Raw genomic sequence first — 11,679 nt, forward strand, 5'->3', positions numbered from 1 at the left:
CCGCTGTGCGCGGCTGGGGGTCCGGTCCGATGTGGACAGCTTTTCTCCGGCTGCTCCGGGAATGGCGACTGGTCCGCCGTTCGCGGAGGTACGCCGCGCCGGATGCGTTGGGCAGCAACGAAATCGAACGCCCGCCGCGCCGGGTTCGCGGCCCCGCCCGTCGCGAGCGGGGCCGGTCTCGGAACGATCAGGCGTTGATCTGCTTGGCTTCGCTGGTGCCGCCGATGGAGATCTTGCGGGGCTTGGCCTGCTCGGCGATCGGCACCCGCAGGGTGAGCACGCCCGCGTCGTAGTCGGCTTTGACGCGGTCCGCGTCCAGGGTGTCGCCCAGGAACAGCTGCCGGGAGAACACCCCGCGCGGCCGTTCGGAGACCTGGACCTCCGCGTCCTCGCCGTACTCGGGCCTGCGTTCGGCCTTCACGGTCAGCACGTTGCGCTCGACGTCCAGGTCGATCGACTCCGGCGCGACCCCGGGCAGGTCGAACTGCACCACGTAGTCGTTGCCGGACCGGTAGGCGTCCATCGGCATCACCGCGGGGCGGGTCGTGGTGCCGTTGCCGCCGAAGAACTGCTGGGTCAGCCGATCGAGCTCCCGGAACGGGTCAGTTCGCATCAACATGACCATGCGCCTCCATTCTCCTTCCCTGATCCCGCTGTCCGGCGCGCTCGGCCGGAGGCGGGCTGTCGCGTGGGTTTCTTGACCGCCGGCTGCCGGATCGAGGGCCGCCGCGGAGATCCGGCCCCGTCGCCGGACAGGGCGGCGGGGCCGGAACCAGTTCGGGCGAAAAGCAATCGTGCTGATCTGTGCGTGTCGCGGCGCTGCCGCGCAGCGTCGCTTTATCACCTCCCGCGCGAGGTCGCCGCTGTCGTGCTTCCGCTCAGCAGCGGAGGGGATCGTTGCCGGTGTTCCGGCGGCCAGGCCCGCCAAACGCTCGTCGTGCCCTGCCGCTCGGTGCGTTCGGTGTTCCGCGGCCGGGGCTGGTCGCCGCGCAGCGGCACCTCGCCGAAGCCCGCGGCCACGATCGCCTCGAACTCAGCGCGCAGCCAGGCCGGATCGGCGCAGATCAGCTCGGCGAATTCGCCGGCGGTCGCGTCCCGGCGGCTGATGGTGTCCGACATCGTCGATCACTCCCCGGTTACGTCGTCTCAGCACCCAGGTCAGCTGTCGCGTCTAGCAATTTCTATAGCGTGGACTGCAGATTGTGTCAAGCAGCGGGTAGAGATAATCTCGAGCGATCTCGGAGAGGAGGTGCGCATGGCCGGACTCGACAGCCTCGACGATCAGGACTATCCGGCGTACACGACAGGGCAGGCCGCTGAGATGCTGGGCGTGCAGCAGGCATTCCTGCGCAGCCTGGACTCCGCGGCCGTGGCGCGGCCCGAGCGTTCCGGCGGCGGGCACCGCCGTTACTCCCGGCGTCAGCTGACCCTGGTGGGGCGGCTGCGCGAACAACTGGACGAGGGGCATTCCCTCGCCTCGGCCGCCCGGATCGTCGGCCTGCAGGACGAACTCGCCGACGCCCGCGACATCATCACCGGTCTCCGCGCCCGGCTCGGCGACCGCTGACCGCCGCTGCGATTCGCGAAAAGTTCCCTTGTGCCGCACCGGGATCGCCTGCCGGGCGGAGGCGGACGCGGTCGCCCCGGTACTGTCGCTTCCCATGACCGGCGCCGAGATCGCGATCACCGCGGACCTGGTCCGCGACCTGCTGCGGGAGCAGCATCCCGACCTCGCCGGGCTGGCGATCCGCGAGGTGCCGGGCGGCTGGGGCAACCAGATGTGGCGTCTCGGGGACGAATTGGCCGTGCGCGTGCAGCGCATGGACCCCACCCCGGAACTCCAGCTCAAGGAGCGGCGGTGGCTTCCCGTGCTGGCCCCGCGCCTGCCGCTCCCGGTGCCCACGCCGGTGCGGTTCGGCGAACCGTCCGGGCGTTTCCCCAAGCACTGGACCGTGATGACGTGGGTTCCCGGCGAACCTCTGGACCACGGCACGATCAGTCGCGGCGCCCACGCGGCCGACACGCTGGCGGACTTCCTCCGGGCGCTTCACGTGGCCGCCCCCGTTGAGGCTCCGGCCGCCACGGATCGCGGAGCCCATCCCCGGGACTGCACCGACGGTTTCGAGAAGTTCCTCCAGTCTGTTGTCCTCGGCGAGCTCGCGGCGGACGTCCGGGCCGTCTGGGACGACGCCGTCGCGGCGGGTGCGTGGGAGGGCCCGCCGGTGTGGGTGCACGGCGATCTCCATCCCGCGAATGTCGTTGTCTCGGACGGAACGCTGTCGGGCATCGTCGATTTCGGGGACCTGTTCGCGGGCGATCCGGCGTGGGACCTCGCCGCTGCCTGGGTGCTGCTGCCGGACGGCATGGCCGCACGGTTCTTCGACAGTTACGCCCAAGCGGACGAGGCGGCGATCCGACGTGCTCGCGGGTTGGCCGCGGTGAAGAGTCTTTTCCTGATGCTCATGGGGCAGAACGGGGATCGCGGCCTTCCCGGCGGCAAGCCGCACTGGGGGCCCGCGGGACGGGCGGCGCTCGACCGGGTGCTGAAGGGTTTCTGACGGATCAGTCCCACCACAGTATGACGGCCAGCTGCCTCTTCGGAGAAGTCGCGCAAGATGATGTGCTGCTCGGCCGGATCACCGATCACCTCGCGCGCGGTCGGGCCCAGTTTCGCCTCGATCCGGTCCGGGTCCGACGGTGCAGACCGCCTCGGGCGTAATGGACCGCAACGCTGTCGGCGACAGCTCTGACCTCCAGTGCGGTCAAAGAGTGGTCCCGTAGGGATTGTCCCGGTAGGCCGGATTCACTTCTTCGTCTCCGTCGAACCCTCGCCGCAGCAAGGAGAACGTCCGCTCCTCGGACCCGGCCAGCCTCCAAGCGGATTTCAGGGTCACGGCCATGCGGCCGAGTATGTCAGAGTTGTGTCCACTGTGGATCAGTCGCCGACGCCGGACGCGTCGAGAGCTTCGGCCGCGACGCGCAGCGCGGCTTTGCTGGCCTCCGGGTCGGGATGGGTGGGGGAGAGCGCGAGAGTGGTGACTCCGGCTTGGGCGAGGGCTTGCATCCGGTCCGCGATGCGGTCTTTCGGACCGAGCAGCGACGTCGCGTCGAGGAATTCGGCCGGGATAGCGGCCATGGCCCCGTCGTAGTCCATGGTGAGATACCGGTCGCGGATTTCGTCGGCGGCGGCTTCGTAGCCCATCCTGGCCATGAGGTCGCGGTAGAAGTTCTTCTCGCGGCTGCCCGCTCCGCCGACGAACCCGGCGACGTAGGGGCGGGCGTGGTCGGCGGCCTGGCGCCAGTCGTCGCCGACGGCGAGCGGGACGGTGGTCGCCACGTCGAATCCGTCGAGCGTCGCGCCGGTTTTCTCGCGTCCGGCCCGGATCCGGTCGAGGGATTCGGCGCCGTGTTCGGGGGAGAAGAACAGGCCGAGCCAGCCGTCGGCGATCTCGCCGGCGAGTTCGAGGTTGCGCGGGCCGAGGGCGGCGAGATAGAGCGGGATGTGCTCGCGGACCGGCGGCACGGCCAGCGGCAGCGCTTTGCCGGGACCGCCGGGCAACGGGAGCCGGAAATGCGCGCCGTCGTAGCGGACCCGTTCGTAGCGCAGCGCTTTGCGGACGATGTCGACGTATTCGCGGGTGCGCTCCACCGGTTGCCCGAACGGGACGCCGTACCAGCCTTCGGACACCTGCGGGCCGGAAACGCCGAGCCCGAGCCGGAATCTGCCGCCGGAGAGGTTGTCCAGGGTCGCGGCGGTCATCGCGGTCATCGTCGGGCGGCGGGCTGGGATCTGCAGGATGGCGCTGCCGAGGTCGATGCGTTCGGTGCGCGCGGCGAGCCAGCCCAGCACTGTCGCGGCGTCCGAACCGTAGGCCTCGGCCACCCACACGACGGAAAACCCGAGCCGGTCGGCCTCCCGGGCCAGTTCGAGGTTCGCCGAGTCGTTGCCCGCGCCCCAGTAACCGATGTTGAGTCCGATTTTCACCCGGCCGACGCTACCGTTGGTAATTGACTCGACACCGGTGGTTCCCGGCTTTCAGGGGGCGCGGTAGGGGGTTGCCGTCAGTCCACAGTGGACTTTCCGGAGCGCGCGCCAAGCGATGGAGTGCTATCGGGAAGTCCTCGGCGGCTCCCAGCGGCAGCCCTGACCGACGGCTCCCTCAGTCCGGGATTTCGCCCATCGAACGGCACAAACGGCGCAGCAGGTCGGCCAGTTCGCGACGGTCCTCGCCGCTCAAGCCGCTCACCAGGTTCTCCTGCTCGGCCAGCTCCACGGCGACCGCCTCGTCGACGAGGGCCAGCCCGGCGGGGGTGAGCCGGATCAGCGCGGTGCGGCGGTTCGCCGGGTTTTGCTTGCGGTCGACCAGACCCGCGGCGACCAGCCGGTCCAGCCTGCTGGTCATGGTGCTGTTGCCGGCGAGCATCCAGCGCGCGATCTCGGACAGGCTCAGCTCGTACGGCGCCCCCGCGCGCCGCAGGGTGGCGAGGATGTCCAGGTCCGCGTGGAGCACGCCGTAGTCCTTCAGCGTCTCGTCGAGGCGGCGGGTCACCCGGCGCGCGATCCGCGTCAAACGGGCCAGCACCGACAGCGGGGCCGGGTCGAGGTCCGGCCGCTGCGCGCGCCATTGGTCCAGGACGTCGTCGACGAAGTCACGCTCCATCCTCGTACTCTACAATGACGGATATTACGACCTCGTACCTTTCGGCTCCGCAGCGAAGGAGAGGGAAGATGTCCGGAGTGATCGTCGTCGGCGGCGGGCCGGTCGGCATGCTGCTGGCCACCGAACTCGGCAGGCACGGCATACCCACGACAGTCGTCGAGAAACTCACTGCCACCCACGACGAACCGCGCGCGGGGACTCTGCACGCGCGCACCGCGCAGTCGTTGCTGCGCCGCGGATATCTCCCCGTGCCGCACCCGCCGCGCGACCCGCGTGCCATCGTCGAGACCCCGTTCCATTTCGGCGGCCGTCCGGTGCTGACGCTGGAATCGCCTGCGCTCGAAGGCGCGCCCATGGTGGGCCAGGCGCAATCCGACATCGAGCGCTTTTTCGAGGCGCAGGCCCGTTCGCTCGGCGTCACGATCCTGCGCGGCCGCCGGGTCACCGGGATCCGGGACGACGGCGGGCAGGTCAGCGTCTCCACCGACCACGGCGAACTCACCGCCGACTACGTCGTGGGCTGCGACGGCGCCCGCGGCATCGTCCGTGAAGAGGCGGGGTTCACCGGGACGACCCACCCGGCCACGTTCGCCGGGCTCCTCGGCCTGGCCAGGCTGGGCGACCCCGCGCGGGTGCCCGGCGGCTGGACGCAGGGGCCGGCCGGCTGGACGCTGATCAACGTCAACCCGTCCGGCCACAGCCGGATCCTCACCCACGAGTTCACCGAGCCGTTGCCGGAACGCGGCGCCCCGGCGGGGCTTGCGGACCTGCGGGCCGCCGCCTCGCGCGTCCTCGGCCACGACGTGCCGATGTCCGACGCGACGTTCGTCGGCCGGTTCAGCGACTTCACGCGGCTGGCCGACTCCTACCGCCGCGGCCGGCTCCTGCTCGCCGGCGACGCTGCCCACGTGCACGCCCCGCTCGGCGGGCAGGGGCTCAACCTCGGCCTGCAGGACGCGTTCAACCTCGGCTGGAAGCTCGCGATGGTCGTCGCGGGCACGGCGCCGGACGCACTGCTGGACACCTACCACGCGGAACGGCATCCGGTCGCCGAAGCCGTCATCGAGAACACCCGGGCCCAGGCCGCGCTGATGCGGCCGGGGCCGGAGTTCGAACCGCTGCGCGCGCTGGTCGCCGACCTTCTGTCCACTTCGGACGGCAACCGGCTGCTCAGCGACCGGATCAGCGCGCAGGGCGTGCGCTACGGCGACGGCCGCGGCATGGCGGGGGAGTTCCTGCCGAACTTCCCGCTCGGCGAGCGGACTGTCGCCGAACTGCTGCATCCGGGCCGCCCGGTGCTGCTGCTCGGCCCGGATGCGACTGGGGCTGAAGACACGGCGGCGAGGTGGAAAGACGGCGTCGACGTCGTCGCGCACGGCGAGGACCTCGGCGAACCGGCGATCCTGCTGCGACCGGACGGATATGTCGCGTGGGCCGGGCAGGACCCGGAGCGGCTCGCCGCGGCCCTCGCCGGGTGGTTCGGCCCGCGCTAGGCGGGTCGGACCGACTGGCGGTGCCGGAACACGTCCGCCGGATCCCACTGCGCCTTCGCCCGGCGCAGCCGCGCGTAGTTGTCCTTGAAGTACAAGTCGTGCCAGGGAATTCCGGAGGTGTTCCAGTCCGGATCGGACAGGTCGGCGTCCGGGTAGTTGATGTAGCACCCGTCGGCGACCTCGCCCGGCACCGGCACTCCGCCGGTGTCCGCGTACATCGCGCGGTAGAAGTCCCGCACCCACGCGATGTTCGCCGCGTCCGCGTCCACTGTGGACCAGAAAGACTGGTACAGCAGCTTGAACGTGCTGTCGCGCTGCGCCACCGCGGTCGCGGCCGGGTCGACCGCCGAAATCGCGCCGCCGTAGGAAAACGCGACGAGCATCGTCTCCGGGTTCGTCACGTCCGGCCGGGTCAGGTACTCGTAGGCGGTGCGCAGCTGCGACTCCGGGAGGATGCTCCGGACATAGGCCGACTTGTGCTCGGCGCGCAGCGTCGGGTCGGTGAGCACCGGGGTGTTCGTGCCGAGGAGCCGCGTCGCCCGCAGCCAAGGGAGCCGTCGCGGGCGGGCGAGCCCGGGCATCGGGCCGAACTCGCCCGCTCGCGCGAACCCGGTCGTCGCGAGATCGCCGAGGACCTGCGAAAGGTACTCGTTGAGCACCCGGTCCGCGTCCGGTTTGTCGGCGTCGATCTGTGCCACCAGGCCGACCGTCCCGTTGCGGCGGTGGTTGAGCATCAGCAGGCTCGACAGCGCGGTGCCCGGCGAATCCGGCGCGCGGTGCTCGTGGTGCCAGCGGGCGTAGCCGCCGAGCAGCCGGGCGAACCGCCGCTCGTCGAGATCGGCCCACGGCACCGACAACGCCGCGACGAGCACTTCCGACGGCGGTCGCATCAGCGGCGCGCGGAACAGGAACCGCGTCACCACGCCGAACGAGCCGCCGCCACCCCCAGTGTGCGCCCAGAAAAGATCGGCCTCCGGCCCGGACGAATCGCGGGTGACCACGATGGTCCGGCCGTCGGCCAGCACGACTTCAACGCCGTGCAGGTGATCGACGGTGAGGCCGTCCCGCCGCGACAGCAGGCCGTAGCCGCCGCCGGTGACGTGCCCGCCCGCACCCACCGAATAGCAGATGCCGCCCGGGATCGTCACGCCCCAGCCGCGGTACAGCCGCTCGTAGACGTCCTGCAGCCGCGCCCCGGCCCCGACGGAGTAGAGGCCGTCCGCGTAGTCCACTTCGGACAGTCCGCTCAGGTCGAGGAGTTCGTCGACCCCCTCGTGGTGGACGAACTCCTCGAAACAGTGGCCGCCGCTGCGGATCGCGAGCCGTCCGCTCGCGCCGGAGACCGCTGAGGCGACCTCCTCGGCGTTCTGCGGCAGGTGCACCGACGAGGGTTTGGCGGTATAGCGCTGATTGACCCCGGCGGCGAAGTCCGCGTAGCGCGGGTCTTCCGGCCCGATCACGCGTCCGGTCATGGCTCCTCCCGGAAGGGGAGGCCGGGACGGCAGCCGTCCCGGCCTCCGCTCAGAGGTCTCCGGCTAGCTTCCCGCCGAGGCCCCAATGGTCCTTTTCGACGTCGGTGATGATGACCGTGACCGCGGCTTCGGGGCACTTCGCGAGCCGCGAAACGGTGCCCGTCACCTCTTCGACGAGCTCGCGGCGTTCGGCCTCACCGGCTCCCTTCCACCAGTTCACGTGCACGACCGGCATCGTCAGTCACCTCCTTTCCGGTCCGGCGGTCCAAGCCCACCGCGCCGAGCGCGACGAGCAGCGAGGCCACGGCAAGCCCGGCCCCGATCCAGCTCGGCGATAGCAGCCCCGCTCCCGCGCCGATGCCGACGCCGCCGAGCCACGGGCCGAGCGCGTTGCCGACGTTGAACGCCGAGATGTTGCTCGTGCTCGCCAGCCTCGGCGCGCCCTCGGTCTCGTTCATCACGCGGGTCTGCAGCGCCGGGTTGATCAGGAAGCTGCCGATCCCGAACAGGAACAGCGTCACGACCATGGCCGGTTTGCTGTGCGCGGCAAGGGAAAACGCGCCGAGCATCACCGCGAGCAGCAGCAGGCCCGTGCACAGCGTGCCCATCAGCGAGCGGTCGGCGAGCTTGCCGCCGAGCACGCTGCCGAGGAACGTGCCGACGCCGAACAGCGCCAGCAGCAGAGGCACCATTCCGGCGGAGAACCCGGTGAGATCGGTCAGCAACGGAGCGATGTAGGTGTAGGCGGTGTAGAGCGCGGCCTGGCTGAGCGTGGTCGTGCCCAGCGCCAGCCACACCTTGGGGTTGCGGAACGCGGCCAGTTCGTGGCGCAGGCCGAGATGGCCCGCCCGCGGCTGGTGCGGCACCAGCGCCAGGACGCCGATCAGATCGACCACGCCGAGGATCGCGACCGCGAGGAACGTCGCGCGCCAGCCGAAATGCTGGCCGACGAACGTGCCGAGCGGGACGCCGGCGATGGTGGCGATGGTCAGTCCGCCGAACATGATCGCGATGGCCCGGGCGCGCTTGCCCGGCTCGACCAGGTTCGAGGCCACCACCGCGCCGATGCCGAAGAACGAGCCGTGCGCGACGGCGGTGACCACGCGGGCGGCCATCAGCACGCCGAACGACGGCGCGGCGGCGGCGAGCACCTCGCCCGCGATGAACACCACGAGCAGCGCGACGAGCGCTGTCTTCCGCGGCACCTTGGTGGTCGCGGCGGTGATCAGCGGGGCGCCGATGACGACGCCGACGGCGAACAGCGAGATGAGCAGCCCGGCCTGCGGCAGGGTGACGCCGAACGCGCCGGACAGTTCCGGCAGCAGGCCGGCGATCATGAACTCGGTCGTGCCCAGGCTGAACACCGTCAGCCCGAGCACGAACAGGGCGATGGGCATCGTTACTCCCGGAGGGTTCGGGCGATGATCAGGACTCGAGCGCCGACAGCCCGGCCTCGGCGATCTTGACGTCGTCGGTCCAATGGGCTCCGGAGACGCCGATCGCGCCGACCAGTTCGCCGCCGACCACGATGGGCAGGCCGCCGCCCATGCCGACCAGGCGGTCGATCGCGGTGGGCGCGGCGGTCCGCAGCACCGGGTCGGCGTCGAGCACCTCGGACCACTTCTGCGTCGGCATCGCCGAGGACGCCGCGGTGTAGGCCTTGTCCTGCGCGACTTGAACGGCGTTGAGCTTCGCGCCGTCCTGGCGCAGGAACGCCTTGAGATTGCCGCTTTCGTCCACCACCGCGAGAGCGAACCGTTTGTCGGTCGCCTTCGCGGCCTCGTCGGCGGCGCGGACGATCTGCCAGGCCAGTTCGTCGCTGACGGACGACCGGCGCTGCACGTGAGGCATGAGATGTCTCCTTGTCTGGCGAGTGCGGGTTTTCTGTTCGTGCCGCCGGCCACAGGAGGGTGCGCACCGGGACCGGTCGCACACGGACCGCATCCGGCGGTCGCATCCGACCGTACCAAATCTGGAACGATCGGAAAATTATCTGCTGGCGATCCTGCTGCGCTGTGGCAATAGAACCCTGATATAGCACCAAAAATCGAAAAACTGAGATTCTTATTGTTGACCGAACAGTACAGATTAAGCGCCTATTGTTGACCTCTCGTTCCAGCATCCTTAGGCTGGGGGCATGCCCCGAGTTCGCGAGTTCGACACCGACGAGGTGATCCAGAAGGCCATGGAGGTCTTCTGGCGCAAGGGCTACGAAGCCACCTCGATCCAGGACCTCGCCGAGGCGACCGGACTCGGCCGCGGTTCGCTCTACGCCGCGTTCGACAGCAAGCACGGCCTCTACGAACGCGCGCTGCGGCGGTACGTCCGGCAGACCACCGACGCCACCCGGGAATCGCTGATGCAGCGGGTGCCGATCCGGCAGGTGATGCGCGACCTGCTGCTCGGCCGGATCGACGACGCGCTGGAGGAGCCGGGCCGGCCGGGGTGCCTGCTCGTCATGGCGATCACCGAGCGGGTGCCGCACGACGAGGCGGCCAACCGGATCGTGTGCGACGCGATCGCGGCGTTGCAGGACTCCTTCTACGGCACGCTGCACCTGGCCCGCAGCATGGGCGAGCTGCCGCCGGGGGCCGACATCCCGGCGTTGTCGAATTTCCTGGTGACGATGATTCAGGGGCTGCGCGTGATGAGTGCGGTCTGCCAGGACAAGACACTGCTGGGCCAGGTCGTCGACACCGCCCTGAACGCTATTCCCGAATAATTCCATTCGGAGCCAGGCGGCGATCATCGGAAAGATGGTCGCCGTTTTTTCGTGCCGGAAAACCCGGCTCGCCAGCACTCCGCCGGTTCCCTTGCCGATCATGCTCGGCCATGTCGGAAAGTGTTGTCTCGGGGTTCACCGGCGCGTCGGTTTCAGCGGAGACTCCGACTGTCGCATGTGGACGATAGTTGCGTTCTTCGCTTATTCTGCAACGGGTTTCGCGAATGCTCTTCGGTGAGGTCATTGTTTCGCCGCTTCAAACTGTGGCGACGCTCACAGGAAGATTCCGCAGTGGATTTCCGGCGCCTGCTGGGCACTGGTGGACGCTCCGGTTGAGACATTCGGCGTAGCGGGAAATTTACTGGATCGATACAGTCAATGACCGCCGCGTCATTTGCGCCAATTTTCCGGCCCGTCGCGGGCTTTGCGGCCCGTCGCGGTCGGCTAGTACGGTCGCCACCGGAAGCGAAACGCGGAATGGAATCGCGTTGATCGATTCGGCTTCCGGCAATGGGGAATTACCGGCAACCTGATGGGACATAGGATGCTTGTCGACCAGATTCAGGGAACGATCGTCCGCGCGGCGGACTTCGCCTTCTCGCCGTTCGACTGGGGCCGCGTCGCCGAGCCCGTAGGCCCGGCCATGGGGGCACGCCAGGTCACCTTGCTCGTCGTGGAGGTCGCGCCCGGGAAGGCGTGGCGCCTCGGCTGGGCGCTGGAGGAAGAGAACGTCGCGGTCGTCTTCGCGGGCTCCGGCCACGGCGACGTCACCGGCCACCGCACGGAGCTCGCCCGCGGCTCCGCCGTGCATTCGCCGACCGGGCGGACGCTCGAACTCGAAGCGGGCGACGACGGCTTGACCGCTTACGTGTGGCGAACCCGCTTGGCGGGCAACGAACCCGCCGGCTCCGCGTCGCGGCTGGAAAACGAACTGTGGAACACCGAAACGCAGCTGCACGGCTTCAGCGGCACCGGCGAGATCGCCGCCGACGAGAAGACCGCCGTCATGAATTTCCTTTTCTGGCCCGGAACCGGCAGCGCGCGGCTTTGCCTTCACTGCGGGATCCAGGACCCGGGCCAGACCTTCAACGTCCACCAGCACCCGGAAAGCGAAGAGGCGTTCATCGCTTTCGAGGGCGACGGCCAGATGTACCTGATCGACCGCTGGCACGACGTCTCTCCCGGCGACGTCCTGTTCGCCGCTCCCGGCGTGCCGCACGGCACGCGCAATCCGGAGTCGGCCGCGCAGCGGTTCGCCACGTGCGGCGGCCCGACGCCGTTCGACCCTGTCCTCTACGCCCGTGCGGGCGTTTCCGCGGAGGTGAAGTAGT

General features: G+C 69.7%; 14 protein-coding genes. 5 read left to right on the forward strand and 9 right to left on the reverse strand.

Annotation, left to right across the window (positions count from 1 at the left end; translation table 11 throughout):
- Positions 1-187: 187 nt before the first annotated feature.
- Both ACZ7SW_RS26325 and ACZ7SW_RS26330 read right to left on the reverse strand, forming a co-directional pair.
- Positions 188-619 (reverse strand): Hsp20/alpha crystallin family protein, encoded by a 432-nt coding sequence (locus tag ACZ7SW_RS26325; protein ID WP_470233017.1) that lies wholly within the window; start codon positions 617-619, stop codon positions 188-190.
- 221 nt (positions 620-840) lie between these two features.
- Positions 841-1,119, reverse strand: coding sequence for a hypothetical protein (locus tag ACZ7SW_RS26330; RefSeq protein ID WP_470233018.1), 279 nt, complete (start codon positions 1,117-1,119; stop codon positions 841-843).
- A gap of 136 nt (positions 1,120-1,255) precedes the next feature.
- Here ACZ7SW_RS26330 and ACZ7SW_RS26335 point away from each other — a divergent pair, with 136 nt between their 5' ends.
- Both ACZ7SW_RS26335 and ACZ7SW_RS26340 read left to right on the forward strand, forming a co-directional pair.
- Positions 1,256-1,567, forward strand: a complete 312-nt coding sequence (locus ACZ7SW_RS26335; protein ID WP_470233019.1) for a helix-turn-helix domain-containing protein — start codon at positions 1,256-1,258, stop codon at positions 1,565-1,567.
- 94 nt (positions 1,568-1,661) lie between these two features.
- Positions 1,662-2,558, forward strand: coding sequence for an aminoglycoside phosphotransferase family protein (locus ACZ7SW_RS26340; protein ID WP_470233020.1), 897 nt, complete (start codon positions 1,662-1,664; stop codon positions 2,556-2,558).
- A gap of 204 nt (positions 2,559-2,762) precedes the next feature.
- On the opposite strand, the gene ACZ7SW_RS26345 is transcribed toward ACZ7SW_RS26340, so the two are convergent.
- The 3 genes from ACZ7SW_RS26345 to ACZ7SW_RS26355 form a co-directional block, all read right to left on the reverse strand.
- Entirely contained in the window at positions 2,763-2,900 is a 138-nt protein-coding gene (locus ACZ7SW_RS26345; RefSeq protein WP_470233021.1) for a hypothetical protein, read from the reverse strand.
- A gap of 35 nt (positions 2,901-2,935) precedes the next feature.
- The gene (locus ACZ7SW_RS26350; RefSeq protein WP_470233022.1) at positions 2,936-3,985 is read right to left on the reverse strand and encodes an LLM class F420-dependent oxidoreductase; all 1,050 of its coding nucleotides are present in this window, start codon (positions 3,983-3,985) and stop codon (positions 2,936-2,938) included.
- Positions 3,986-4,160: 175 nt separating this feature from the next.
- On the reverse strand, positions 4,161-4,661 hold the full coding sequence (locus ACZ7SW_RS26355; protein ID WP_470233023.1) for a MarR family winged helix-turn-helix transcriptional regulator: 501 nt from the start codon (positions 4,659-4,661) through the stop codon (positions 4,161-4,163).
- A 68-nt stretch (positions 4,662-4,729) separates the two neighbouring features.
- On the opposite strand from ACZ7SW_RS26355, the gene ACZ7SW_RS26360 reads away from it, so the two are divergent.
- On the forward strand, positions 4,730-6,154 hold the full coding sequence (locus ACZ7SW_RS26360) for an FAD-dependent monooxygenase (protein ID WP_470233024.1): 1,425 nt from the start codon (positions 4,730-4,732) through the stop codon (positions 6,152-6,154).
- Here ACZ7SW_RS26360 and ACZ7SW_RS26365 read toward each other — a convergent pair.
- The 4 genes from ACZ7SW_RS26365 to ACZ7SW_RS26380 are packed head-to-tail and all read right to left on the reverse strand — an operon-like array spanning position 6,151 to position 9,477.
- On the reverse strand, positions 6,151-7,626 hold the full coding sequence (locus ACZ7SW_RS26365; protein ID WP_470233025.1) for an FAD-binding oxidoreductase: 1,476 nt from the start codon (positions 7,624-7,626) through the stop codon (positions 6,151-6,153). The two genes, ACZ7SW_RS26360 and ACZ7SW_RS26365, sit on opposite strands and share 4 nt — an antisense overlap.
- Before the next feature lie 49 nt (positions 7,627-7,675).
- Positions 7,676-7,861: a tautomerase family protein gene (locus tag ACZ7SW_RS26370; protein WP_344276987.1), complete on the reverse strand. Its 186-nt coding sequence runs from the start codon at positions 7,859-7,861 to the stop codon at positions 7,676-7,678.
- Complete coding sequence (locus tag ACZ7SW_RS26375; RefSeq protein WP_470233026.1) at positions 7,821-9,023, reverse strand: Cmx/CmrA family chloramphenicol efflux MFS transporter; 1,203 nt, start codon at positions 9,021-9,023, stop codon at positions 7,821-7,823. Before ACZ7SW_RS26375 ends, ACZ7SW_RS26370 begins: the two co-directional genes overlap by 41 nt.
- 28 nt (positions 9,024-9,051) lie before the next feature.
- Positions 9,052-9,477 carry a GlcG/HbpS family heme-binding protein gene (locus ACZ7SW_RS26380; protein ID WP_470233027.1) on the reverse strand — a complete coding sequence of 142 codons (426 nt, stop codon included), beginning with the start codon at positions 9,475-9,477 and terminating at the stop codon, positions 9,052-9,054.
- A 286-nt stretch (positions 9,478-9,763) separates the two neighbouring features.
- On the opposite strand from ACZ7SW_RS26380, the gene ACZ7SW_RS26385 reads away from it, so the two are divergent.
- Together ACZ7SW_RS26385 and ACZ7SW_RS26390 are read left to right on the forward strand one after the other, a co-directional pair.
- The gene (locus ACZ7SW_RS26385) at positions 9,764-10,348 is read left to right on the forward strand and encodes a TetR/AcrR family transcriptional regulator (RefSeq protein WP_470233028.1); all 585 of its coding nucleotides are present in this window, start codon (positions 9,764-9,766) and stop codon (positions 10,346-10,348) included.
- A gap of 544 nt (positions 10,349-10,892) precedes the next feature.
- On the forward strand, positions 10,893-11,678 hold the full coding sequence (locus tag ACZ7SW_RS26390) for a cupin domain-containing protein (RefSeq protein ID WP_470233029.1): 786 nt from the start codon (positions 10,893-10,895) through the stop codon (positions 11,676-11,678).
- Position 11,679 lies beyond the last annotated feature (1 nt).

It is taken from the genome of Amycolatopsis sp. NPDC114484 (assembly GCF_055633755.1).